The 21,793-nt window shown below is 54.8% G+C and carries 26 protein-coding genes; 6 read left to right on the plus strand and 20 right to left on the minus strand.

Annotated elements, in window-relative coordinates:
* The first annotated feature begins 241 nt into the window (after positions 1 to 241).
* Positions 242 to 1,390 carry a glycosyltransferase gene (locus ACP5OT_RS17240; protein WP_424677528.1) on the plus strand — a complete coding sequence of 383 codons (1,149 nt, stop codon included), beginning with the start codon at positions 242 to 244 and terminating at the stop codon, positions 1,388 to 1,390.
* 46 nt (positions 1,391 to 1,436) lie between these two features.
* On the opposite strand, the gene ACP5OT_RS17245 is transcribed toward ACP5OT_RS17240, so the two are convergent.
* Positions 1,437 to 1,721 (minus strand): 50S ribosomal protein L25, encoded by a 285-nt coding sequence (locus ACP5OT_RS17245; protein ID WP_424677527.1) that lies wholly within the window; start codon positions 1,719 to 1,721, stop codon positions 1,437 to 1,439.
* 134 nt (positions 1,722 to 1,855) lie between these two features.
* Between ACP5OT_RS17245 and priA the strand changes: the two genes are divergently transcribed.
* Positions 1,856 to 4,390 (plus strand): replication restart helicase PriA, encoded by a 2,535-nt coding sequence (gene priA, locus ACP5OT_RS17250; protein ID WP_424677526.1) that lies wholly within the window; start codon positions 1,856 to 1,858, stop codon positions 4,388 to 4,390.
* Positions 4,391 to 4,478: 88 nt separating this feature from the next.
* Here priA and ACP5OT_RS17255 read toward each other — a convergent pair whose 3' ends face one another.
* From ACP5OT_RS17255 to ACP5OT_RS17285, 7 genes are all read right to left on the minus strand, one after another.
* Positions 4,479 to 4,709, minus strand: a complete 231-nt coding sequence (locus ACP5OT_RS17255; RefSeq protein WP_428113531.1) for a hypothetical protein — start codon at positions 4,707 to 4,709, stop codon at positions 4,479 to 4,481.
* Positions 4,710 to 5,034: 325 nt separating this feature from the next.
* On the minus strand, positions 5,035 to 5,847 hold the full coding sequence (locus ACP5OT_RS17260; RefSeq protein WP_424677524.1) for a hypothetical protein: 813 nt from the start codon (positions 5,845 to 5,847) through the stop codon (positions 5,035 to 5,037).
* 141 nt (positions 5,848 to 5,988) lie between these two features.
* Positions 5,989 to 6,183, minus strand: coding sequence for an Ig domain-containing protein (locus tag ACP5OT_RS17265; protein WP_424677523.1), 195 nt, complete (start codon positions 6,181 to 6,183; stop codon positions 5,989 to 5,991).
* Between the two features lie 102 nt (positions 6,184 to 6,285).
* On the minus strand, positions 6,286 to 6,723 hold the full coding sequence (locus ACP5OT_RS17270; protein ID WP_428132838.1) for a hypothetical protein: 438 nt from the start codon (positions 6,721 to 6,723) through the stop codon (positions 6,286 to 6,288).
* Between the two features lie 57 nt (positions 6,724 to 6,780).
* On the minus strand, positions 6,781 to 7,611 hold the full coding sequence (locus ACP5OT_RS17275; RefSeq protein WP_428132841.1) for a hypothetical protein: 831 nt from the start codon (positions 7,609 to 7,611) through the stop codon (positions 6,781 to 6,783).
* A 39-nt stretch (positions 7,612 to 7,650) separates the two neighbouring features.
* Positions 7,651 to 8,055: a hypothetical protein gene (locus ACP5OT_RS17280; RefSeq protein ID WP_424677311.1), complete on the minus strand. Its 405-nt coding sequence runs from the start codon at positions 8,053 to 8,055 to the stop codon at positions 7,651 to 7,653.
* Between the two features lie 31 nt (positions 8,056 to 8,086).
* On the minus strand, positions 8,087 to 8,215 hold the full coding sequence (locus tag ACP5OT_RS17285) for a hypothetical protein (protein ID WP_428132843.1): 129 nt from the start codon (positions 8,213 to 8,215) through the stop codon (positions 8,087 to 8,089).
* Positions 8,216 to 8,488: 273 nt separating this feature from the next.
* On the opposite strand from ACP5OT_RS17285, the gene rarD reads away from it, so the two are divergent.
* Positions 8,489 to 9,397 carry an EamA family transporter RarD gene (gene rarD / locus ACP5OT_RS17290; RefSeq protein WP_424677313.1) on the plus strand — a complete coding sequence of 303 codons (909 nt, stop codon included), beginning with the start codon at positions 8,489 to 8,491 and terminating at the stop codon, positions 9,395 to 9,397.
* Here rarD and cofC read toward each other — a convergent pair.
* The 4 genes from cofC to ACP5OT_RS17310 form a co-directional block, all read right to left on the minus strand.
* Entirely contained in the window at positions 9,383 to 10,006 is a 624-nt protein-coding gene (gene cofC, locus ACP5OT_RS17295) for a 2-phospho-L-lactate guanylyltransferase (protein ID WP_424677314.1), read from the minus strand. The two genes, rarD and cofC, sit on opposite strands and share 15 nt — an antisense overlap.
* Before the next feature lie 11 nt (positions 10,007 to 10,017).
* A complete protein-coding gene (gene cofD, locus ACP5OT_RS17300; RefSeq protein ID WP_424677315.1) occupies positions 10,018 to 10,962 on the minus strand; it encodes a 2-phospho-L-lactate transferase in 945 nt (314 codons plus the stop codon).
* Positions 10,963 to 11,024: 62 nt separating this feature from the next.
* A complete protein-coding gene (locus tag ACP5OT_RS17305; protein ID WP_424677316.1) occupies positions 11,025 to 11,873 on the minus strand; it encodes a tetratricopeptide repeat protein in 849 nt (282 codons plus the stop codon).
* Between the two features lie 97 nt (positions 11,874 to 11,970).
* A complete protein-coding gene (locus ACP5OT_RS17310) occupies positions 11,971 to 12,717 on the minus strand; it encodes an SURF1 family protein (RefSeq protein WP_424677317.1) in 747 nt (248 codons plus the stop codon).
* A 191-nt stretch (positions 12,718 to 12,908) separates the two neighbouring features.
* Between ACP5OT_RS17310 and ACP5OT_RS17315 the strand changes: the two genes are divergently transcribed.
* From ACP5OT_RS17315 to ACP5OT_RS17325, 3 genes are read left to right on the plus strand one after another with little or no spacing between them, the layout of a single operon-like run.
* On the plus strand, positions 12,909 to 14,954 hold the full coding sequence (locus ACP5OT_RS17315; RefSeq protein ID WP_424677318.1) for a serine carboxypeptidase: 2,046 nt from the start codon (positions 12,909 to 12,911) through the stop codon (positions 14,952 to 14,954).
* A 2-nt stretch (positions 14,955 to 14,956) separates the two neighbouring features.
* Entirely contained in the window at positions 14,957 to 15,739 is a 783-nt protein-coding gene (locus tag ACP5OT_RS17320; RefSeq protein ID WP_428113523.1) for an alpha/beta hydrolase, read from the plus strand.
* Positions 15,740 to 15,778: 39 nt separating this feature from the next.
* Positions 15,779 to 15,907, plus strand: coding sequence for a hypothetical protein (locus ACP5OT_RS17325; protein WP_428132846.1), 129 nt, complete (start codon positions 15,779 to 15,781; stop codon positions 15,905 to 15,907).
* 1 nt (position 15,908) lies between these two features.
* Here the strand turns inward: ACP5OT_RS17325 and ACP5OT_RS17330 are convergent, their stop codons facing one another.
* The 8 genes from ACP5OT_RS17330 to ACP5OT_RS17365 all read right to left on the minus strand — a co-directional run bounded on the left by ACP5OT_RS17330 (position 15,909) and on the right by ACP5OT_RS17365 (position 21,559).
* Positions 15,909 to 16,388 (minus strand): PaaI family thioesterase, encoded by a 480-nt coding sequence (locus tag ACP5OT_RS17330; protein WP_424677321.1) that lies wholly within the window; start codon positions 16,386 to 16,388, stop codon positions 15,909 to 15,911.
* Positions 16,389 to 16,418: 30 nt separating this feature from the next.
* Positions 16,419 to 17,018 carry a class I SAM-dependent methyltransferase gene (locus ACP5OT_RS17335; protein WP_424677322.1) on the minus strand — a complete coding sequence of 200 codons (600 nt, stop codon included), beginning with the start codon at positions 17,016 to 17,018 and terminating at the stop codon, positions 16,419 to 16,421.
* Positions 17,019 to 17,154: 136 nt separating this feature from the next.
* Positions 17,155 to 17,631, minus strand: coding sequence for an SsrA-binding protein SmpB (gene smpB, locus ACP5OT_RS17340; RefSeq protein ID WP_424677323.1), 477 nt, complete (start codon positions 17,629 to 17,631; stop codon positions 17,155 to 17,157).
* 27 nt (positions 17,632 to 17,658) lie between these two features.
* Entirely contained in the window at positions 17,659 to 19,101 is a 1,443-nt protein-coding gene (locus ACP5OT_RS17345) for an O-antigen ligase family protein (protein WP_424677324.1), read from the minus strand.
* A complete protein-coding gene (glpX, locus tag ACP5OT_RS17350) occupies positions 19,091 to 20,068 on the minus strand; it encodes a class II fructose-bisphosphatase (protein ID WP_424677325.1) in 978 nt (325 codons plus the stop codon). Before glpX ends, ACP5OT_RS17345 begins: the two co-directional genes overlap by 11 nt.
* 114 nt (positions 20,069 to 20,182) lie before the next feature.
* The gene (locus ACP5OT_RS17355) at positions 20,183 to 20,743 is read right to left on the minus strand and encodes a VTT domain-containing protein (RefSeq protein WP_424677326.1); all 561 of its coding nucleotides are present in this window, start codon (positions 20,741 to 20,743) and stop codon (positions 20,183 to 20,185) included.
* Between the two features lie 79 nt (positions 20,744 to 20,822).
* Positions 20,823 to 20,978 (minus strand): hypothetical protein, encoded by a 156-nt coding sequence (locus tag ACP5OT_RS17360; RefSeq protein ID WP_428132849.1) that lies wholly within the window; start codon positions 20,976 to 20,978, stop codon positions 20,823 to 20,825.
* 128 nt (positions 20,979 to 21,106) lie between these two features.
* The gene (locus tag ACP5OT_RS17365) at positions 21,107 to 21,559 is read right to left on the minus strand and encodes a DUF5995 family protein (RefSeq protein WP_424677328.1); all 453 of its coding nucleotides are present in this window, start codon (positions 21,557 to 21,559) and stop codon (positions 21,107 to 21,109) included.
* Positions 21,560 to 21,793: the final 234 nt, after the last annotated feature.

Below are 21,793 nucleotides of genomic sequence, written 5' to 3' on the forward strand. Positions count from 1 at the left end.
TTGCCCTTGCAACGCTGCGTAGTATAGCGAATCCCTCCCGATTTGTCAAGCGCATACCTCCGATCACGTTTTGTCTCTCTGGGATACGAAAAAATCGTTTTGGGCGAAGTGCTACTGCTGAAAGATTTCGGGCGGTATTCGATGGTTCTTTCCGCAAAGTTGGATACCGATGCTTGACTGAGACCAGGCGGCAATAAGCTGTTATACTATCTATTGGTCGCCGGCCATATCTGAGGTGTGTATGTGGTTTGCTCTTCTATGGGTGCTGAGCGGCTTTGCCCTGATCGCTAGTTTTGGCATGAACTGGCAGCGCATGCGTCGTATTCCACGTCTATCGCCGCCTTGCTTGCCACCTGATCCGCCGTTGATCTCGATTCTGATCCCGGCACGAAATGAAGAACGAGTGATTGGTCGTTGTGTGAGGGGTGTCCTTGCGCAGCGCTATCCAAACTTCGAGGTGATCGTCGTTGATGACGGGTCTACCGACCGTACCCCGGCAATTCTCGCCGATCTAGCCGCTAACGATCCGCGGTTGCGCGTGATACCGGGGCGCACGTTGCCGCCGGGTTGGGTGGGTAAGTGTCATGCATGTCAGCAGGCCAGTGATATGGCCAAAGGGACTTGGTTACTGTTTCTCGATGCTGATACCGTCCCAGAGCCGGATTTGGCGGCAGCGTTGCTTTGTCACGCATTGGCAACAAATGCCGATCTGGTAACAATTTTCCCCTTCCTTGAGTTGGGAACGTGGGCTGAACGCTTGGTCTTACCATCATTCGTGGCCTTAATTGTCTCGATCTTTCCTTTCGAGCGCCTCTCTCAACCTGATGTTCGTCCCACCGAGGTACTGGCGAACGGTCAATGTCTGTTTATACGACGTTCAGCTTACGACGCAGTTGGTGGTCATTATGCTGTACGTGGTGAAGTTCTTGAAGATGTTCGACTAGGTCAGACGTTGCGTGCCGCCGGTTTTACCGTCCGTGGTGCGATTGGGATGGAATATCTCTCGGTACGAATGTATACGAATGCCCGTGAGGTCGTCGAAGGCTTGATGAAGAATGCATCGGCCGGTTCACGTAGCGGTGGTTGGCGCTCACTTGCCGGGATGGGATTACTATTAGGACAGGCGTATGGACCGTTGATCCTGATGGTCGGTGGGTTGCTTGGTGGTGGTGTGGCCGGTCAGGCGGCATTGGTCGCTGGCTTGTTGTCATGGCTGGCCGGTTTACTTTTTTGGGGGATGTTGTATCGTGGATTTTATCGCCTGAGTCCCTTCTATGCGCTCTTGTGGCCAATGGGGCTGCTGCTGTATCTAAGTATCGCCGGTTGGGGCATTGTACGAGTCTGGTTAGGCTGGGGCGTGATGTGGAAAGGCCGGCGCTATGCAGGATGATGTCCCTGGCACCGGCCTTTGCTGCGTGTTGGATTGCGCTTGGTTGTTACGCCAACTTAAAGTCGACGTGCAAGAACTTCCGCGTGACCGGGTGGCGTTGGACGACGTAAATGACGACCGGGTAGGTTGTGCCTTCGATGTCGAGCGTGAACGAATCTCCCTTCGGGACGGTGCGGAAGATCTGCTCGAAGTCGCGCTCATTGACTTGAATAGCTGTCGTTTCTACCCCTTTGCCGTAAAAGTTGGCGGGTAGAATGCCCTCGCGACGTAAGGTCTTCACTTTTTTGCCGAAAATGTAACGGCGTTGAGCGGTTAGTGTGACGTTGGCCATTGGATACCTCTCTTTGATGTTTACGGAGGGGAGAAACTGGCCCGCTGCCAGTCCGAGACCCTCCAGCAATCCAACGCGATAGTATATCACACCTTTGCCTGCTTGCCGTTGTGTGAGGTGCATTCTTGGCTTCGATGTCTGATCGAGAGTGTAACGATCTCGTGGCAGAGGTAGCGGTGCGGACACCATCAGTTGGCCGCCGTCACAGTTCGATCTTTTCATACCGTGTTCCACCCCATTTGCATGAGCGTATCTCTGTTGGGCACGTGGTGTGGGTGCCATTGCGTCAGCAGCAGGTGCAGGGTGTCGTCGTTGCGTTGCAGGCACGTGTTGCTACGGCATTGCGTGATGTGATCAATCTTGTTGACCCTGAGTTGGCTATCCCGCCGTTGTGTATAGCGTTAGCGCGTTGGGTTGCGGAAACGTACTATGCCCCGTTCATGGCAGTGCTCGATCTGTGCTTACCGCCAGGCGTTGCTCAGCAGGCAACAACGACATGGCGCGCAACGCCGGCCGGATTGAAATATGAGCTAGGTGATTTACCCGATCGGGAACGGGCGATTCTGTTTTATCTTCGCCGACACGGTGAACAGAGTGAGACCGATTTGCGAACGGTGCTACGTGGTAGCGACGCGCATTTACGCGCTGCGTATCGCTCATTGGCCGAACGCGGTTTGATTGTGCGTGGCACGTGTGTCGAGCCGCCACGGGTGCGGCCACGGCGTGAACAAGTTGTGCAACTTGCGGTTACCGACCTCGATCGGGCATTGGCAGATTTGCGACGGGCACCCCGGCAAGCGACGGTAGTTCGCTGGTTGGCCGATCATGCTGCCGGTGCGCCCCTGACGCTCACCGAATTGCGTCGGGCTACCGGTATCGATACTGCGGGTATTCGTGCGCTTGAGCGGCGTGGGCTGATTACAATCAGTGAGCGCGAGGTGTACCGTAATCCACTCCTCACGTTGGTATCACCACCTGATATATCACCACCACTTACTGCTGCTCAGCGTGCCGCTTACGAACTCATCGTAGCTGATCTTGAAGCCGGGGCTGGCGGACGGTTTTTATTGCACGGGATTACCGGTAGTGGCAAGACAGAAGTCTATTTACGGTTGGTCGCACGTGCCCTTCGTTTGGGTCGACAGGCGTTGGTGTTGGCTCCTGAAATCGCGTTGACTACGCAGTTGGTACGCCGATTTGCCGCTCGTTTTGGCAATCAGTTGGCAGTCTTGCACAGCGGTTTGAGTGATGGTGAACGGTACGATGCGTGGCGACGCCTGCGGCGAGGCGAGGCCCGTATCGTTATCGGCGCCCGTTCGGCATTGTTTGCTCCCTTGCCTGAACTGGGGCTGGTGATTGTCGATGAAGAGCATGAACCGGGATTTAAGAACGACACGGTTCCTCGCTATCACGCACGTGATGCCGCGTTGCAACTCGCCGAATTAGGTAGGGTAACGGTTGTGCTGGGTAGTGCGACGCCAAGTGTCGAGAGTTTCTATGCAGCGCGAAGGGGGTTTCTGCATCTCGTGACATTACCGGAACGGATCGGTGGTCAGTTTGGGGTTGATGGTCTCGTGCATACACGACCCCTGCCCTTACCACCGGTGCGGCTGGTTGATATGCGACGTGAATTGCAGCAGGGCAATACTTCGATCTTTTCTACCATCCTTCACCACGCACTCGCGCAGACGCTAGAACGGGGACAGCAAGCCCTGCTCTTTCTCAATCGGCGGGGCGCAGCTTCGTTTATCTTTTGTCGTGATTGTGGCTATGTCGCTCGTTGCCAGCGTTGTTCAACACCACTGACGGCACACTACGATGATGCCGTCGTGAACGAAACCGATGAGCCGTACCGCATTCTGATCTGTCATTCGTGTGGTCAACGCACCGCCATGCCGGTTGTCTGTCCGCAGTGTCTGAGTCGTCGTATCCGCGCGTTAGGGACAGGTACGCAGCGTGTGGTTGAGACAGTTCGTGAACTGTTTCCACAGGCGCGGGTAGCGCGCTGGGATCGAGACAGTGCTTCCGGTAAAGATGCCCACAATGCTTTATTGGAAGCGATGTTGGCTCGCCATATCGATGTGTTGGTAGGCACCCAAATGATTGCTAAAGGTCTTGATCTGCCGTTCGTTTCGTTGGTCGGGGTGATACTGGCCGATACCGGCTTGTACGTCCCTGATTTTCGGAGCGGTGAACGTACCTTCCAACTCTTAACGCAGGTTGCCGGCAGAGCAGGACGGCGTAGTGAAGGGGCGCAGGTTATCATTCAAACCTATCAGCCCGATCATTATGCACTGCAAGCAGCCCGTGAACACGACTACCAGGCGTTCTTTCGTGAAGAAATCGCATTTCGTCGCGCACTTGCTTATCCGCCATTTGGGCGGTTGGTGCGGTTTGTCGTCCATGCGGCTAGCGAATCAACCTGCCGACAGCGAGCTGAGCAGCTCGCCAAAACGTTACATAATTACATTCGCGATTATGATCTCAGCGGTTGGCGACTCATCGGTCCAGCACCGGCCTTTTTTCACCGGCAGCGGTCCCGTTGGCGATGGCATATCCTGTTGCGTGTTCCGGCCGATACGTCCACTGCTATAATCACCGCCATGCTTGAGGCAGTTGGGCCACTCGATGGCTGGATCATTGATGTCGATCCGGTACAGGTGTTGTAGCTAGACCGGTTGATGTTGAGCGGAATTAAAACGGGCGAGTTTTTAACTCGCCCATTCTGGTTAAGGCACTTACTGGCTGCTGAATGAATTAGGCATACTCCACGATATTCTGCTTGGCCGTTCGCGCTGCGCGGCGGCGCATGCTAGCATCGAGCTGCGCAAAGAACTCATCGGGGTTGACGCTTGCGGCTGCACAAGCATCGGCAAAGCGTAGATGACTGCGGTCGATCCGGTTTTCACGTAGGAAGGTGCGAGCCTCCGCACCGAATGTCTGCAATATTTCCTCAACTGTGTAGTTCTCAAAGTTCCCGTTGCGCATTGCTGTGCTCCTTTACAAGATTGGCTTCGCCGCGATGGTTTTGTTGCTGTTGACGATTCGATTATACTGTACTATCTGCACAATTAGAATGGGAGTTAATTTGTGCAAATAGTACAAAATTCTCACGCAAAGGACGTTAACGCAAAGGCGCAAAGGGCGCAAAGGACGCAAAGATGCTGACGCAAAGGCGCAAAGGGCGCAAAGGACGCAAAGATGCTGACGCAAAGGCGCAAAGGGCGCAAAGGACGCAAAGGATGACACCCTCTCACCCTTATTTTGGGATTAGCGACGGTTTGAGTTATTTACCTGCAATCTTGGTACAACTCTAGAATACCGTTGTTGGATTAGGTTCATTATTACTCACGTTACGCTCTTCAGCCTGTAACGCATACTCGCTAGCCCATACTTGAATACCAGGCCATTCGTTAAGTGCTGCCTGATGAACTGCATCAGGTCGCCAAATCTGTCGGATGTAGTCCTGATCGATTTGAGAGGGATGCAAACTCTTGAAAGGAACGACGGTGGTGGTTTCTCCTTTTCCCCATTCTTCCTCTTCGCCGGGGCCGAGCGGCAAAGCAAGCTCGTGGAAGGTAACAATATCTGGATGTTTGGTACGGTCTATCAGATGGTCTGCTGACTCACAAACACGTCCATGGTCGAGGAGTGCAGCTAGCAGCACGTCACTCATTCGCGAACGCACCGATAATTGCACCAGTCTCATCACTTCCATTTGGACGAGTAGATCGAGGTGACCACGCACGGCCATCCGACTGCGGTCATTACTACCCCATCGTATACCTATGCCGGCTGCTGCTGTGGCATGAGCGTTGCGACCAAGGCTTCCGGCGACTGTCTGAGCAACCGGCCCGCTCGTAATAGGGTAGAACCGAATTGTCTCTCCTAGTTTCCAGTGCCGAACGATTTCAGCTCCACCTTGCCGCTGGTGTTTGATTTCGATCTGATCGATCTGAGCAGCACGTAGGCGTGTGTCGAGTTCATCGTCACGCCCAACTTCAATGTGGAAACCAATGTATGGGCTAAATCGTTTACCGCCGACCGGTCGAGCTATACTCTTACCGTTGGCGTATTGGAGGGTTATGGCTTCGCTAGTGCTTTGAACTCGATTGCGCCCTATCATACGTACTCCTCTTTTTTACCCGTACCGTATCGTGGATACAGTATAGAACAAAAGTTCTAATTTGTAAAGAGGTGTCCATGATAATGCCCTGCCGGTATCGTCACTACCGACAGGGCATCATCGGTGTTGTGTTGCGTTTTATTAGGGCGCTATGCGCATGATAATCGGTACATAGAGTTTCATTGGTTCGACCACAATCTCATACGAGAAGCTGGTATTTTGTCCGTTACCATCGCTAACGATGATGGTAAAGGTATATGTACCGATTTGAGTGACTTGTCCCGCCAATCGTCCGTTAGTATGAAGTGTCAGGCCGGGTGGCAGTTCACCGCTCACCTGTAGGTGTAATTACCGCTACCACCACTGACAAGCAATTGAGCGTCGATGTTACTACCGACGGCTATTGATGCCGGTAAGTCAAGTTCGAGTTGTGGCGCTTCACCTGGCGTCGAGAGTGGGCTGACAGTCGGGAGTGGGCTGGCGGTCGGGAGCGGGCTGGCGGTCGGGAGCGGGCGTCGGGGTGGCGGTAGCGGTCAGTTCGGGCGTCGGGGTGGCGGTGGCCGTCGCCGTCGGTTCCGGCGTCGGGGTGGCGGTAGCGGTCAGTTTGGGCGTCGGGGTGGCGGTAGCGGTCAGTTTGGGCGTCGGGGTGGCGGTAGCGGTCGGTTCCGGCGTCGGGGTGGCGGTGGCCGTCGGCGCCGGATCAACGTTTGTCAGCGTAAAATCAATGCTAAAGCTGCCAGCCGTTGCGGTGACAGTGTACGTACCAGCCACATTATTGGCCCGCACCGGAATTTCCACGATTCCATAGAGATCGCTCACGCCGCCATTACCCGCGGGGAAGGTTGCGCTAGCCCCGTTAGCGGGAGCAGTGAACATAACGTAAATCCCACTCAGCGGGTTGCCGTTCTCGTCGCTAACCCGCACTCGCAAGGGTTAGGTAAAATCGGTGTTCAGCAAAGCACTTTGGTTGTTGCCGTCATACACATTAACTACCAGTTGCGGCAGTGCAACTAGATAGACCTTATTCGTTTCGTAAACAATTTTGAATGGATAGCCACTAACCTTAACCACGGTGTTGTTGGGCAAACTGCGGAAGGTACCAATAATCCCTCCCGTGGATTGATGCTCAATGATTGTCCAACTGTCGCCCGTGTTAGGTGTGTAACCGGGGACAAGTGCGAGTTCCAGCTCAGCACCGTCTGGGTTACCTATACCGATCAGTTCAATTTTTGCATTGGAACTACGATTGTTTGTGGTGTTTTTTAACACCAGTTTGTCGCCTGAAGGTCCAATGTCAAATCGGAGGCGAATATCCGGTCCGTGCAAGCGAGCACCATCCCCGTTGCCTTCGATAGACAGAACACCTTGACCACGGATAATGGCGCCGGTGTTCACATCCCGTTGATCGCCGATACCGATCTCGCCACCATCGGATGTTGAATTAAAGATGATAGCGCCGACGATGCCACTGCCATAGAGATTAAGTTGATCACTACCTTCGTTACGCACGAAAGCGCCGATATTGTTGCTACCACTAAGATTAATCGTCAGATTGCCGCTGCCGGTTTTGCGGAGATTACGACTTTTCGCTGGGTCGGTAACGCCGGCAAAAGTGACATCACCTTCGACGACAATAAGTCGGTTACCGGGTAAACTCAGTGGTGTGCTAAAACTCAGACGATAGTCTCTGCTTGCAAAGGTAAAATTGTTGTTGAATGTCGTAACTTGATTGGCGATGACTCTATGGCTGCCGATGTTAATCAACTGACCACCGAGTAATTCAAGCTTTGAGGTGCCGAAAGCCTAATCATCGGCGATAATTACCGAACCATTGTTAATAATCGTCTTGCCCCGGTGCTCGTTAGGGGTTAAGAGGTAGAGATCACCTGCGCCGGTTTTCGTAATTCCGCCGCTACCGCGCAGCAGGTTGTTAGGACTAAGCACCGTCAGACTATTATTGGCGGCAATGTCGAACGTAATGTCTTTCTGTAGATCAATCGGTACACCAATGATATGATTGCCTCTCAGGGCGCGGATAGAGCCGAGGCCGGCAGGCGGAAAATACAGACTGCCGCTGCCAAACAGCCAGTAGGTCATATCGCTGTCGAAGCGCACTTCGCTGATCTCGATTGAGCTACTATTGAGGATGACAGTGCGAGGATACGGCGCATTGGGAAACACTGCAGTGTCATTCCGGGTCTGCTGCACAATCCCACCGCTCCAGTTAGCAAGGATCGTTTCAGTTGCCGTTGCCGCCGATCCAAGTGCTGGTGGCCGTGAAGACGGGGCGGCTGATGAGCGACCAGATGACGAGCAAGGTGATGGTAGTCAGTGCCGAAAGCATTGCTCGCTTCATCGGGCGTTGCATGACTCAACTCCTTAGCTGCGATGTAGTACTGCTTTTAAACCGAATCATAACCGAAGTCCGAACCGAAATATTACCGAACAGGTCGATTGATCGAGCAATAAGGGGAACATTGAAAAGTTGTTATCTAGAGAGAAGTATGGAGGGAATATGGCGAGATACTGATATGATTTTAAAAAACATTCATCTTAATGATGAATGTTTTTTAAACAAAGAAACGTGAGGTCTTATTCTTAAGAGTTATTGTAGTACGATTACTTATCGTAGAAAGTCGCTATGATCCACAAAACCTCTCTGCAAGGTGTTGGTGCAGCAATTGCTGCTTACGCTCTCTGGGGACTACTGCCAATCTACTGGAAGGCCCTGAATGGTGCAACCGCGACCGAGATTCTTGCCCACCGCATGATTTGGTCGCTCCTCTTTTTACTCGCCGTGCTGGTGGTGCGCCGGCAGTGGCAGTGGGTGCAGGTGATGCGCCGCCAGCGCCGGTTGCGTTTGACCTATCTGGCTAGCGCGACCTTGCTAGCCGCTAATTGGGGGATTTATGTGTGGGCGGTGCAGATGAACCGGGTGGTTGAGGCGAGCCTCGGTTATTTTATCAACCCGCTGGTAAGTATTGCGCTTGGTGTGATTATCCTTCGCGAACGATTGCGCCCGGCACAGTGGTTGGCGATTGCTCTTGCCACTGCCGGGGTTGCTTGGCTCACCTACAGCGCCGGCGCGTTGCCGTGGATTGCGTTGGCTTTGGCGCTGTCGTTTGGCTTTTATGGTCTCTTGCGAAAGCAGACTCCGCTCGGTTCGTTCGAGGCATTAACGGTAGAGACGCTGTGGATGTTTCTACCAGCCTTGCTCTGGTTGAGTTGGCTTGCCGGGAGTAACGGTGGGATTCACCACGATACCGGTTTATGGTTATTGCTCATCAGTACCGGTGTTGTGACAGCAGCGCCATTGCTCTTTTTCGGTGCGGCAACGAAACGTATTCCTTTGACAACCATCGGGATTCTGCAATATCTGGCCCCGACCTTGCAACTCTTACTGGGGGTGTTGGTCTACGGTGAGCCATTTTCGTCGACACAATTGATCGGTTTTGGCGCAATTTGGGTGGCGCTGGCGGTCTATACTATCGATTCCCTGTTGGTGCTGCGCCGTTACCGGCCAACGTCGCCCGCATCAGCGACATCTTAATCGATCATCGTACAACGCACAGCAAAACTGGCGTAACCGCTCGCTATCGTCGAGATCGAAAGCGAGCGATGGGGTTTCAACCAGACATGTACGCAGACCGAGGTTGGTTGCGGCGTTGAGATGGCGAGCTGCACTGTTGAGGCCGAATTGAAATGGTATCGGTGATGGTAAGCGGATGGCCAAGGCGTTCGTACCGCTTCGCTCTTGATCGGGCGCAAGGACAAGATCGGCTTCGGCTAGGGCGTCGTATATGGTGATGATGTCTGTCGCAGTAAGAAAGGGCAAGTCGCCGGCCAGCACGATCATTGTATGCGTACCGTACCTCTCGAGTTGCGTTCGTGCCTCGTTCAGGGCCAAGTTAAGTTCTTCATGACGGTCGCGGAGCCATTGCACGTTGTAAGTAGCTGCCATGGCGGCCACCGTATCATCGGCGCTGACCAACCAGATGTGTCCCGTCAGATTACGACGTGTGATCGCCTGCTGTGCCGTACTGATGACATGACGGACGAGCCGTAAGACCAACCGTTGGCGGCTGGCCGGATCGAGGACACCGGCCAGCCGTGATTTTGCCAATGGGAGCCGTTTAACGGGGATCGCAATGCCGATCACGGACCTACTCCTCAGTTGTTCGTCATTGCAGTGAGGCCGGCAAGTTCTAACGCTGCCCGTGCTAATGCTATCTTTTCCGCTATGCCGACCATGATCGTGTCGGTCACAAGCGGTTGTATACCGAGGGACTGAATGGCCGGAGCAAGTTCGGTGTCGACGGTATCAATGACGATGCCATCGATAAGGTCAGCATACGCCTCAGCCACACCAAGCGCAGTAGGTTGCATGCCAACAGCCTTCATCATTGGGACGGCCGGTCCTTTGATGGCTGCACCACCAACAATTGGGCTAATGGCGATAACCGGTGCTGTAGTGGAGCTGATTGCTTCACGCACGCCGGGAACGGCAAGAATCGGCCCAACACTAACGACCGGATTACTTGGCGCGATAATAATGGCGGTGGCGTTAGCCAACAATGGCAGCAGCGCGGGTGCCGGTCGTACCGGTCCGGCGGCGTGGAGTCGCACTCCATAGATTGCTGGCTGGCACCGTTCACGGACAAAATACTCTTCAAAGTGTAACTCACCGTGATCGGTGATAACTTGGGTTGGCGCAGGATCATCACTCATCGGAATGATCTGCACTTGTACCCCCAATGCCCGTCGAATCTCATCGGCGACCTGCGAAAGGGAAGCGCCGTCGCGCAGGCGGGTCGTGCGATAGATATGCAAAGCTAGATCACGGTCACCAAGTTTGAACCATGTTGGTGCACCCAGTCGTCCGAGCCATTGCATGCATTCAGTAGTATCCCCGACGATCCCCCAGCCTTGCGCACGATCGATTACTCCCGCCAGCGTACACGTGACGATGTCGAGGTCTGGTGAAATGTGCAGACCATGCATGACCATATCGTCACCGGTATTGACAATAGCCGTGATCTGGTCCGGTGCAACAATTGCAGCCAGTCCTTCTAAAAAACGAGCGGCGCCAACGCCGCCTGACAACACAACGATCATAGCCATTCCTAGAACATGAGAGCCGCACAACGTGCGGCTCCTGTGCTGTGGTTACGCCATACTTAGAAGAGAAGATTGGCCAGACGACGGCGGGCCGGCCCTACCAGTGGGTGATCGTCGCCGAGCAGCGCAAAAAGTGCGAGCAGCGCCTTGCGTGCGCCGTCATCGCGGAATGACCGGTCACGTCCGACGATAGTCAGTAGATGCTCGATTGCCGTGGCATAATCGCCGGCGCGGACAGCGGCTGCTGCCTGGCGGTACAGACCCTCGCTCCCCTCTGCCGGCTCGTTGGGCGCACCGACCAGATCGGCAATCGGCAAGCTAGCAATCGCTCGGCTACCAAACGAGCTACTAGCCGGTATTTGCTTAAGAGTAGCGATCCCTTCGGGATCACCGCGCAACGCCAGCAATCGGCCCAAATTGAACAGCGCCGTCTCGTTCTTCGGATCTTGGCCCAGAATCAAGCGATAGCGGGCAATTGCCTCATTTGGATTCGTCGCTTCGAGCGCCTGTGCCATCGCCAGCAGATCGGCGTTGCGGTCGGGCACCACCCGCTTCAGCCAAGCGCGTACCTGACTCTCCGGCAACGCACCGGTGAACTCATCAACGATCTTACCCTGATACACTGCCTTGACTGCCGGGATGCCCTGAACGCGGAACATCTGGGCCAGTCGGGGATTTTCATCAACGTTGATCTTGGCCAGTACCCACGAGCCGCCGGCTTCACGGGCAAGTCGCTCAAGCGTTGGTCCGAGCACACGGCACGGCCCGCACCACGGCGCCCAAAAATCTATGACCACCGGTGTTGTCTGCGAACGCTGCAATACTTCGCGTTCAAACGTTGCTTCATTTACTTCAATCACTGCTTCATAGGCAGTAGTGACACTTGCCTTATTGGTTACTCCCACCATGCCACTGTTCTCCTTGCACCACTTGTTTATTACCTGCATCTAGTGTACCAGAAAGCTGTTGTTACAGTATTTGCACTATGTAAGAAAAGTGTCAATCTTAGGTGCGCTGTAGCTCCTGCCGCAAGAGCACGATGTAGCCAACGCCAACAATAGCGGCAAACGTAAACCATTGCAGAGCATAGCCCAAATGTGGTCCCTCATCGAGTCGATACGGATCGGGCGGACGGGGCAAGCCGCTACTACCGTCCGGCAGTTGGGCAATGAAGAGGGGCAACAGGGGCGCGCCAACTTGCTGCTGAATTGCCGGTACATCGACTCGTAGCCAGGCATTGATACGTGTCTCGCCAGGTAGCGGTAGGTCCCGTCCGGCGAGCGGGCTGTCAGGACGCAATTGAGGCGCTTGGGCGATCCCTTCAATGGTGACCGGCCGAGTTACTGCGTAAGCCGTGGTTGCGCCCTGCGCTGAAGGCAACCAACCTCGGTCGATGAGCACAGCATACTCACTGCCCTCAATCTGTAACGGAGTGAGCAGGTGAACGCCGTCAACTCCGCTATCCGAGCGTTTTCCCCGCAGCACCACACTCTCTTCATTGCGAAAGGTACCGCTAACGACTACCCGCCGCCCAATCACGGTGGCCGGATCGGTCGTCGGGGTGAGACGGATCGCCGGTTGGGAGAGTGCTGCTAAGCGGGCAGCGTTTGCCGCTCGTCGTTGAGCGAGTCGGTCGAGTTGCCAAAAACCGAGCGCAATCAACATGACGAATATCGTTACCGCAAAGAGGTGTTTTGCAATCCACCAGCCGCGTAAGAGGCGGTGAGGTGTTGGTACGCTTGTGATGGTCATAGATTCAAACTTCTCTTATCATAGGTGATGCTTACGAGAGGCAAAAGGTAACATCGGGATATGCCTCTAGAGTATGATACCACGCTCTATTGAAGAACAAAGATGCTAACCGGTCTCCACGTCGCCCGTCCCTTCTGTTGCTTCCCACGCGCTATGGTATACTTGCACCATACGTGTGAGGAGGAGCGACGATGAAGCGAGTAGTTAGCATTAGTCTCGGTTCGGCACAGCGTAACTACCAAATCACGGTGACGGTGCTTGGCCGGCAGGTTGAGGTGCGCCGGATTGGCACTAACGGTGATGTAGCCCAGGCGATGGCCTTGATCCGGGAATTTGATGGCAATGTTGACGCAATCGGTCTCGGTGGGTTGACGCCGGTGTTTCGGATTGGTCGTGCCCGTTATCCTCATCAAGAAGCGATCCATATCGCAGCACAGGCACGGCGGACGCCGGTAGTTGATGGTGGTGTCGTCAAGGTGATTTTGGAACGATGGGCGATTGCGCAGGCAGTGCGTCAGATTCCTTCATTATTACGGTACAAGCGCGTATTGGTTGCCAGTGGTGTCGAACGGTATCAGTTGGCAGCCGCAATCGCTCAATACGAACCAGAATTGCGTTTTGCCGATCCGATTATCCACACCGGTCTTCCTTTCTTACCACTACCGCGTTCGCTTGAACAACTCGAATTGTACGCGGCTACCGCGCTACCGCTGCTTGCGCTCCTACCTTACCGTTTTATCCACCCGGTCGCGCTCGGTCAAGAGGGCTATGATCCACGTGCTGCCGCTCTCTTCCAATGGGCTGATGTCATTGCCGGCGACTTTGCGTTCATTCGTCGTTTTGCCCCGGCCGATCTGACCCGCAAAGCAGTTATCACCGATGATCCATCTCCCGCGGAAATCGAGGACTTGCGCCGGCGTGGAGTGACGACCTTGGTGACGATGACACCACCTCTGAGTGAAGAACGCCCTTTTCTGGCGGCTGATGCAATCGAGGCGATTATTACGGCGATTACCGAGAGCACACGCCAGCCCGGTGATGCCGAGGTCATCGATTTTATTACTGCTGCCGGCTGGGAACCGACGGTACAAGATCTTAATCCGCGCCCGAAGCCGCGCTTTGCCTTCGTGATCCATCCGTTGCGAACCGAACTGATTGCCAATCACCGCTGGTTCCGTTGGACGCGCTACCTACCGCCGCGTTTAGTGGAGCTAGTTGCCGCCGAGTTTCCACCGCTCTACCTGTCGCGGATCCGTGGGATTCGCTCGAAAGCGACCGGCGAAGAGGTCGAAGGTATCCTCCTCACCCTTGGCACAACGCCGCGCGAGATGATGCGCCGACCACCGAGTTTTACCTATCGTCGGTTGATTAAAGCGGCGCGGATGGCGGAACGGATGGGGGCACAGATTATGGGCTTGGGCGCATTCACCTCTGTCGTCGGTGATGCAGGGATTACCGTAGCCCAGAAATCCAACATCGGTATCACTTCAGGTAATTCGCTGACGGTAGCCGCAACGCTTGAAGCTGCCAAGCGGGCAGTATTCCTGATGAAGGGAGGCAAGCCGGAACGTGTACGGGCCGTCGTGATTGGGGCAACCGGCTCGATTGGCGCTGTCTGTGCCCGCTTGCTGGCACAGGCAGTACATGATGTCGTCCTGGTGGCACCACGTGCCGAACGGTTAATCGCGCTCAAGAAACAGATCGAATCTGAGACGCCGGGAGCGCGGGTTGTGGCCGCGACCTATGCTGATGCCCATCTCGGTGATGCCGATTTGATCATCACTACGACCAGTGCTCTGACCGGTAAAGTCATTAATATCGATAAACTCAAACCCGGAGCAGTGGTGTGCGATGTGGCTCGCCCACCCGATGTAAAAGAGGAAGATGCACGGCGACGGCCCGATGTACTGGTGATTGAGAGTGGTGAGATCGTGTTACCCGGTGAGCCGGATTTTGGCTTTGATATCGATATGCCACCCGGTACGGCCTACGCCTGTCTCGCCGAAACGGCGCTACTGGCAATGGAAGGCAAGTTTGAAGATTATACCCTTGGTCGCAATATCGAAATCGAACGGGTAAAAGAGGTTTACCGACTTTGGAAAAAACACGGCCTCGAACTCGCTCGTCTGCGCTCGTTTGGGATGTATGTGACCGACGAGATGATCGCCGAGAAGCGGCGGTTAGCCGAAGAACGACGGCGTCAGTTGGGCTTGCCGGCGGATAAGGTGCTCGAGTAGTCATGAATCTTGAATGGATAACGGCCCAGCCGCAACGGGCGCTGGAGGTACCACCGGTACTTCTCATTCACGGCGCATGGCACGGTGCGTGGTGTTGGGCCGAACGGGCATTGCCCGATTTGGCGGCACGTGGCTTCACAGCGCATGCTATCAGCTTACGTGGGCATGGGGCTAGCCCGCCGGCTCGATGGTCAACGACCATCTGTGATTACGTCGCCGATGTCTACGCGGCAATCACCACACTCGCTCAGCCCCCGCTTTTGGTTGGGCATAGCGCCGGTGGCTACGTTGCTCAGTTACTAATGACCGGGAGGTGTCGGCCCTCCCCAACGCTCGCCGGTGTGGTCTTACTGTGTAGCTCACCGGTTTCTAGCCCAGCCTATTTTTTGCGGCGCTGGCGGGAAGGTGCGCAGATGGTCGATATTCGCGCGCTGTTGCGCCGCAACCCTGCTGCGGTACGGGCAGCTCTCTTCAGCCCTGATATTCCACCCGCCGACCTCGAACGTTACCGCCAACAGTTGGTTGCCGAACCGCCCTTGGTGACAATGACCAGCATGCTTGTACGTCCTCGCCCGACTGCATGCCGAACACCGGTGTTGGTGATTGCTGCCGGTCAGGATGCCATCTTCGATATACCTGCTCAACAAGCACTTGCTGCTGCCTATCACGCCGAACTGTTGATTGTGCCGGATGCTCCGCACGATGTGATGCTCGACCCAGCGTGGCGTTTGGTCGGAGCGGCGATTGCTCACTTTGCGGTGACCGTCGGCAAGGTGCCGCGATAGCCAAACATGCACTCATTTTGATCTGAAGGAAAGCCTCACATGTCTGAATCGATAACATCGGCGATCATCGTGCGTGATCCGGTCAAAACGTATGAAGTTCCCGAACGCGATGCCGGTCTGTGGGCAGCAGTCCGTAGTCTGGTTCTTACTATCTGGTACAACCGATAGACTAGTCACGCCTGAGCAAGTTCGCTAACATATGGTCAGGCGCTTGGACGGCTACCACCTCACCCTGTACCGTTGTTTCGCCGTCGACCTCAATCCAAGCCTCAACGACCATCTTTCGGCCCGCTATTTCTTTGACCCGACCATGAATAATTAATTCAGGACCAAGGGGGGTTGGTTTGAGAAAGTTTACCCGTAATGATGCCGTCAGATAACGTAAGTAGGGGGCGGTACCGGGTTCACGACCGGCAGCAGCATAGGCTGCGGCTGCGGCAGTGCCGGTACCGTGGCAATCGATCAGTGAGGCAAGCAGACCGCCGTAGACATAACCGGGTACGGCTGTATGATAAGGGCGAGGGGTAAAACGAGCGATAGCTTCATTGCCGTTCCAAACACTCTTGATCTGAAGACCATCAGGGTTGAGACGGCCACAACCGTAACAGTGACTCAATTCGTCGGGGTATGTGTCTTGGATGGCGTTCATGGTAGCTCCGTAGTCCAACCCAACTCACGATTACAGTCGACGCAGATAGATCCATGCCGAGGGGCCACGCTGCCCCATAACAACTGTTTCACCGGGGACAAATTGCTCGACGGTAAAGCGTCGGCGTAGTTCTTCCATCAACAGCGATTGCTCAAGACTCGATCTCAGGGTTTCGCGGTGGGGATGGTTGCTGTCCCGCAAATGAGCGAAAAAAGTGAACAGTCCACCGGGGCGTAGGAGCCGCCGAACTTCATCAAGATACGCCTTTAGCTCGACTTCGCTAAATCCGTGGCCACAACCGACATCGATGGCGAGGTCATACGGCCCGGACAGAAAGGGGAGGTTGGTCGCGTCGGCGACGTACAATCGCACGCGGTCGGTCACGCCGGCGTTGTTCACGCGCTCTTGAGCGATAGCAATAGCCTCAGGGACAAAATCAATCCCATCAACCTGCCAACCGGCGCGGGCTAGCCAGATACATGCACGACCGGTACCGCAGCCAAGATCGATGGCTCTTCCCGGGGGTAGTTCTTGGCTCAGGGCAATAATCTCAGGTGGCGGTTCGGGATGATCCCATGGAATCTCACCGGTGAGGTAGCATTCACGGATGCGGTGAAAACGATCGGTCATTGTGGTTCCTCAATCGACTCGGTAAACTAAGCTGAATCCGGTGTTACCACGTTCATCTTCTGCATCAGCAAGCTCACTATTCGTAGCTGTGATGACAGACGGCAGACCACGCATCACACGGGGCAGAAGTCACAGTCTATTCGCGTATTCGCCGTTTCAATGCGCGTTCGATATCACGTTCGGCATCGCGGCGCGCAATATCCTCACGCTTATCGTATATTTTCTTGCCACGAGCGACGCCCAGCTCGACTTTTGCCCGTCGGTCTTTCAGATATATCTTCAACGGCACCAGTGTCATTCCCTTCATCCGTACCAGGCCGTTCAAGCGGTTAATTTCACGGCGATGGAGCAGCAGTTTCCGTGGGCGCAGTGGATCGTGGTTAAAATATTTACCTGATTGCTCGTAGGGTGCGATATGGGCATCGTACAGAAACACTTCATCATCGACCACGCGGGCAAAACTTCCGCGCAGATTAACGCGGCCGGCGCGCACCGATTTTATCTCGCTACCGGAAAGCACAATACCGGCCTCGATAGTCTCTTCAATATCGTAATCGTGACGTGCCTTGCGATTTTCCGCCACGACGGCGATATGGTTCGTTTTGGTTGCCATGGGTAATCTCAATCAACCATAAGATAATTACGACTCATTGATCAGCCATTCAATGGCACTACCTAGCCCCATCGTACACCATAACAAGGTTGCCATATGGCTAAACTCAATATTAAAGAAATAGTGATCGGCCAACCCAACGGCCAATGCTGCTACAACAGCCCCCTGACAACCGAGGAGCCAACTGGTCGATTCGTCATCGAGCTGCGGCAAAATGTGGAGACTGCGGGTATACCAAAAGCCGATGAGGCCGATAAAGACGACCAGGCCGACCAAGCCCATGCGCTGAGCGATTGCCAAATAAATACTACTGACGCCGGCCGACAGATCAAGGTCTGGTGCAGCACCAAACCCAATACCAAACACCGGGTAGCGCTGAATAATCGCGATTGCATTGGCATACTCATCGAGCCGCATTTGCTGGGCTTGATCGCGAAACTGGACACCGGAGAGCACGCGGTTGATAAAGTCGTCGGCATATCCCAATCCCATGAGCAACACACCTCCCGTGACTCCGGCGATGATCATATAGCGCCACAGCCGTCGATACCGCACCGTCGCGAGATATGCAGCAGCGATGACCAAGCCGAAGAGGGCGGCGCGCGAAAAGGTCAGTAAAAGTGTCAATACCTGTATCCCGCCGAGGGTTGCTAACAACCATCGTGGCAAAAGGGGGTGTGGTGCTGCCAATTGGGTTAGGGTAAGTACGGCGACCAGTGCTAACATCCCGCCAAAGCTGTTCGGATCGACATTCAAGCCAATCGCCCGTTCGAGGCCGTTCGGATCGTCTTCGACGTAGCGTAGCACTCGACCACTTGTTGGATAGCCGATCCGGCCCAGTGCTACCAACAACTGTAGGGCTGTTGCATCAGGTAATACCCACAAGATCAAACCGATGAGGGCCGAGATCCCACCGACAATAATCAATGCACGCACAACTAAACGAGCTGTATCGCGGTCACGCACACAGTTGATCACGGTAAGATAACAGAATACCCCCAAGACAAATTTCGCGTAATTGTGTAAGGTCTGCGGATCGGGCAAACCACGTGCGCCCAATATGAGCGAAAAGAGGGTCAAACCGAGAAACCCGATCAGGGGGAGACCGAGCGATCCGAAGCGAACGTCATAGGTGTCTGAGCGAGCCAATGCACGTAAAAACCAGACAGCATTCAGCGTAACGAGTGTTACCGTCAGAAAATTCGGAGTAATAATGGCTTTAAAGGGGAGCGTGCCGAATGGGATAATCGTTGCAATCGCCAATGCGGCAATTAACCCTGCCTTGACACTGATCAACAGTGCAGTAGCTAACGCAAGGGCGAGTAGGCCAGCGACGGCGTACAGTGGCCCGAAAGCGGTAATCCCACCGATCAGGCCACCACAAGCCAGTGCCAGCCCGGCAATGAGGAGTGGTGATTGAACAATCTGGTCGCGCAACGTTGGCGGTTGCGCGGGAATATTAATGGACATACGGCATATCAGAGATGCGCATCAACTTATCCCAACGGTGTGTAGCATCGATATAGCGCACCGTTCCCGAACGTGAGCGCATCACCACGCTATGGGTACGGGCACCACCGCCAAAATACTCAACCCCGCGGAGAAACTCACCGGAGGTGATACCAGTCGCAGCCACTACCACATTCTCACCCCGCACGAGATCGCGGGTCGTAAGCACTTGTTTCGGATCAAGGCCAAGCTCAGCCAGCCGGGCGCGTTCTTCATCATTCCGTGGCCAGACTTTACACTGTATCTCGCCACCGAGACACTTCAGGGCGGCAGCCGTCAACACCGCTTCTGGCGCACCGCCGATCCCCATCAGGATATCGGCAGGCGGATTTTCAATGCTGGTCATGATCCCGGCGCTCACATCACCGTGCGGAATGAGTTTGATCCGAGCACCGACCTCGCGGATTTGGCGGATCAGGTCTTTGTGACGGGGTCGATCAAGGACAACGACCGTCACGTCTTCAACCTGTTTATTGAGAGTACGAGCTACTGCACGAATGTTGTAGGCGACCGGCGCATTAATATCAATTACGCCTTTGGCCCGTTCACCGACGGCCAGTTTATCCATATACGGAATACCGCGCCAGTTGTAGAACGAATGACGCTCGGCGACGGCGACGATAGCAATCGCGCCAGGCATGCCTTCCGCCAACAAGGTGGTACCTTCAACCGGATCAACCGCTACGTCGATCTCTTCACCCTCACCATTCCCAACTCGTTCGCCGATATACAGCATCGGCGCTTCGTCTTTCTCACCTTCACCGATTACAACGATCCCGTTCATCGGCACGCTGTTGAGTGCCATCCGCATCGCATCAACTGCCGCTTGATCGGCGCCGTGTTTGTCGCCGCGGCCCATCCAACGCCCCGACCGGAGGGCTGCAGCTTCAGTAGCCCGTACTAGATCCATTCCAAGGTTGCGCTCCATTGCCAACCTCCGCTTGCTTGCTAGCGATCCCTGATAATTGGCGCGCCAGCCTCACGCCTTGTAGTAGCCTCAATTGTAGCACAGGAGCGCCAACAACGTGTGGCTCCGCGTCGGCTACCAACCCCCAAAGATAGTGTAGCCAAGGATGACTACCAGCCCCATCCGCACAATACGCGCGGCAAACACCGTGACAACAAACACCCAGACCGGCACACCGACGGCACCGGCGATAATTCCGGCAACGTCGAAGAACGGATTGGGCGGAGCGGAGAGGACAAACAACACCACCGGTGCGCGCCAGCGATGCTGTATTTGGCGATGAACCCAATCGTAGAACGCGGTGCGCTCCATGGCCTTGCGCCCGCTCCGTCCGGCGTAAAAGGCGACCAGCTCGCCGAGCACCGAACCGGCAGCGGCGGCGACGGCGACGCCATAGGGGTTAAAGGCTTGTCCGAGCCGGATCAAGAGTGGATAATACGGTACCGGCACCACAATGGAAGCGTTGGCGATCCCAGCCGAAAGAAAGGCACCCAAGTAACCAAGGGCGCCTAACCGTTCGACCAAATCGGGGGGTAATAAGATAAAGACGAGTACGTTTGCAACTGCAATCGCAATGCCAACGACAGCGGGCCATAACCATACCCGCCAAAGCGGCGGCTGTGTTTCGACAGACATACTCCCTCTTTCGATGATGAAAAGAACGTTTGATGATGAATTGCTCCAATTCTGATCGCCGTTCTGGCGAGAGCCTTATTCAGGTCAGCCGTAGCCGGTTCAGCCAGCGTAAGGGATACCCAAACACCCGAGCGCCGAGGGTATCACCGCTGAGTAAGCGGGTGCGCTGCGTGGTAAGGTGGTCAATGTGCTGGCGGGCAGCGGTGCGTTCTGCGTCGTCGTTTGTTGCAATCATCTGCATTGCTTGCTGCCAAACATCGTTGCGCCAATTGCGGATTAAATTGCTGTACACCACTCGTCAAGTGAGCCGAAAGCACGGTCAAGGATACGCATAGCGTGCGCATACGGCGCAATTACCTCGTCTTATACCCGATCGATCGTGAGCGCAATCACCTGATTAACCTTATCGTAGTCTGATCGCCGTTGCTGGCGTTCACATTCCGAAAGGTGTGACCATTCCGGGCGTAGCAAGTCATCCAACACCAATACTAGATCGTAATTGATATGCGCATTCACCCCCAAAAGCAGATGTTGCACGATGGCTATATCGCGCCGCGCAGCAACAGCGAAGGTATGCTGCCAGACCCGCGGCCCGCCGGTTGCTTGTTCCCACGCCGTAAGGGCGACAAAATAATAATCGGCAAAGTTACCAATGCGCTGATTCACCCACGCTGAGTCGTGAAACTCACCACGTTCTACCGCAGATAGCATATGCTCGGTCATACGATAGTAACAGGCCAGAAAGATGGCCCTGCGGTCGCCGGCTGTATTCCACCGATTAACCAGCGACAGCATACGTTCGGTTAAGGCGGGCATGAAATTTCCTTTCTGGCCTATGAGGGCACAGGCGAAAGAGAAACCGTGACCTGCTCACAGTGTACCACGCAAATTCGTCGATTTGTGATGACTCTATTACGTACCTCATCGCAAGAAATATTGCTTGAGAAAGCGTTAAATCGTCCTTGCACATAGCCGCTTGACAAAACGGGCAAGCCTTGCTATACTCCTCACCGTCAATCGCACGGCGGTTGACCCGGAAAACGGCCCACA

Origin of the sequence: Chloroflexus sp. (assembly GCF_049970315.1) — a bacterium.
Taxonomy (GTDB): Bacteria; Chloroflexota; Chloroflexia; order Chloroflexales; family Chloroflexaceae; genus Chloroflexus.

Bases quoted from the DNA above. Each gene is read 5' to 3' on its own strand.
- ACP5OT_RS17240 (WP_424677528.1), top strand. From the start codon at position 242: ATGTGGTTTGCTCTTCTATGGGTGCTGAGCGGCTTTGCCCTGATCGCT.
- ACP5OT_RS17245 (WP_424677527.1), bottom strand. From the start codon at position 1,721: ATGGCCAACGTCACACTAACCGCTCAACGCCGTTACATTTTCGGCAAA.
- priA (WP_424677526.1), top strand. From the start codon at position 1,856: ATGTCTGATCGAGAGTGTAACGATCTCGTGGCAGAGGTAGCGGTGCGG.
- ACP5OT_RS17255 (WP_428113531.1), bottom strand. From the start codon at position 4,709: ATGCGCAACGGGAACTTTGAGAACTACACAGTTGAGGAAATATTGCAG.
- ACP5OT_RS17260 (WP_424677524.1), bottom strand. From the start codon at position 5,847: ATGATAGGGCGCAATCGAGTTCAAAGCACTAGCGAAGCCATAACCCTC.
- ACP5OT_RS17270 (WP_428132838.1), bottom strand. From the start codon at position 6,723: ATGTTCACTGCTCCCGCTAACGGGGCTAGCGCAACCTTCCCCGCGGGT.
- ACP5OT_RS17285 (WP_428132843.1), bottom strand. From the start codon at position 8,215: ATGCAACGCCCGATGAAGCGAGCAATGCTTTCGGCACTGACTACCATC.
- rarD (WP_424677313.1), top strand. From the start codon at position 8,489: ATGATCCACAAAACCTCTCTGCAAGGTGTTGGTGCAGCAATTGCTGCT.
- cofD (WP_424677315.1), bottom strand. From the start codon at position 10,962: ATGATCGTTGTGTTGTCAGGCGGCGTTGGCGCCGCTCGTTTTTTAGAA.
- ACP5OT_RS17305 (WP_424677316.1), bottom strand. From the start codon at position 11,873: ATGGTGGGAGTAACCAATAAGGCAAGTGTCACTACTGCCTATGAAGCA.
- ACP5OT_RS17310 (WP_424677317.1), bottom strand. From the start codon at position 12,717: ATGACCATCACAAGCGTACCAACACCTCACCGCCTCTTACGCGGCTGG.
- ACP5OT_RS17315 (WP_424677318.1), top strand. From the start codon at position 12,909: ATGAAGCGAGTAGTTAGCATTAGTCTCGGTTCGGCACAGCGTAACTAC.
- ACP5OT_RS17320 (WP_428113523.1), top strand. From the start codon at position 14,957: ATGAATCTTGAATGGATAACGGCCCAGCCGCAACGGGCGCTGGAGGTA.
- ACP5OT_RS17325 (WP_428132846.1), top strand. From the start codon at position 15,779: ATGTCTGAATCGATAACATCGGCGATCATCGTGCGTGATCCGGTCAAA.
- ACP5OT_RS17330 (WP_424677321.1), bottom strand. From the start codon at position 16,388: ATGAACGCCATCCAAGACACATACCCCGACGAATTGAGTCACTGTTAC.
- ACP5OT_RS17335 (WP_424677322.1), bottom strand. From the start codon at position 17,018: ATGACCGATCGTTTTCACCGCATCCGTGAATGCTACCTCACCGGTGAG.
- smpB (WP_424677323.1), bottom strand. From the start codon at position 17,631: ATGGCAACCAAAACGAACCATATCGCCGTCGTGGCGGAAAATCGCAAG.
- ACP5OT_RS17345 (WP_424677324.1), bottom strand. From the start codon at position 19,101: ATGTCCATTAATATTCCCGCGCAACCGCCAACGTTGCGCGACCAGATT.
- glpX (WP_424677325.1), bottom strand. From the start codon at position 20,068: ATGGAGCGCAACCTTGGAATGGATCTAGTACGGGCTACTGAAGCTGCA.
- ACP5OT_RS17355 (WP_424677326.1), bottom strand. From the start codon at position 20,743: ATGTCTGTCGAAACACAGCCGCCGCTTTGGCGGGTATGGTTATGGCCC.
- ACP5OT_RS17360 (WP_428132849.1), bottom strand. From the start codon at position 20,978: ATGATTGCAACAAACGACGACGCAGAACGCACCGCTGCCCGCCAGCAC.
- ACP5OT_RS17365 (WP_424677328.1), bottom strand. From the start codon at position 21,559: ATGCCCGCCTTAACCGAACGTATGCTGTCGCTGGTTAATCGGTGGAAT.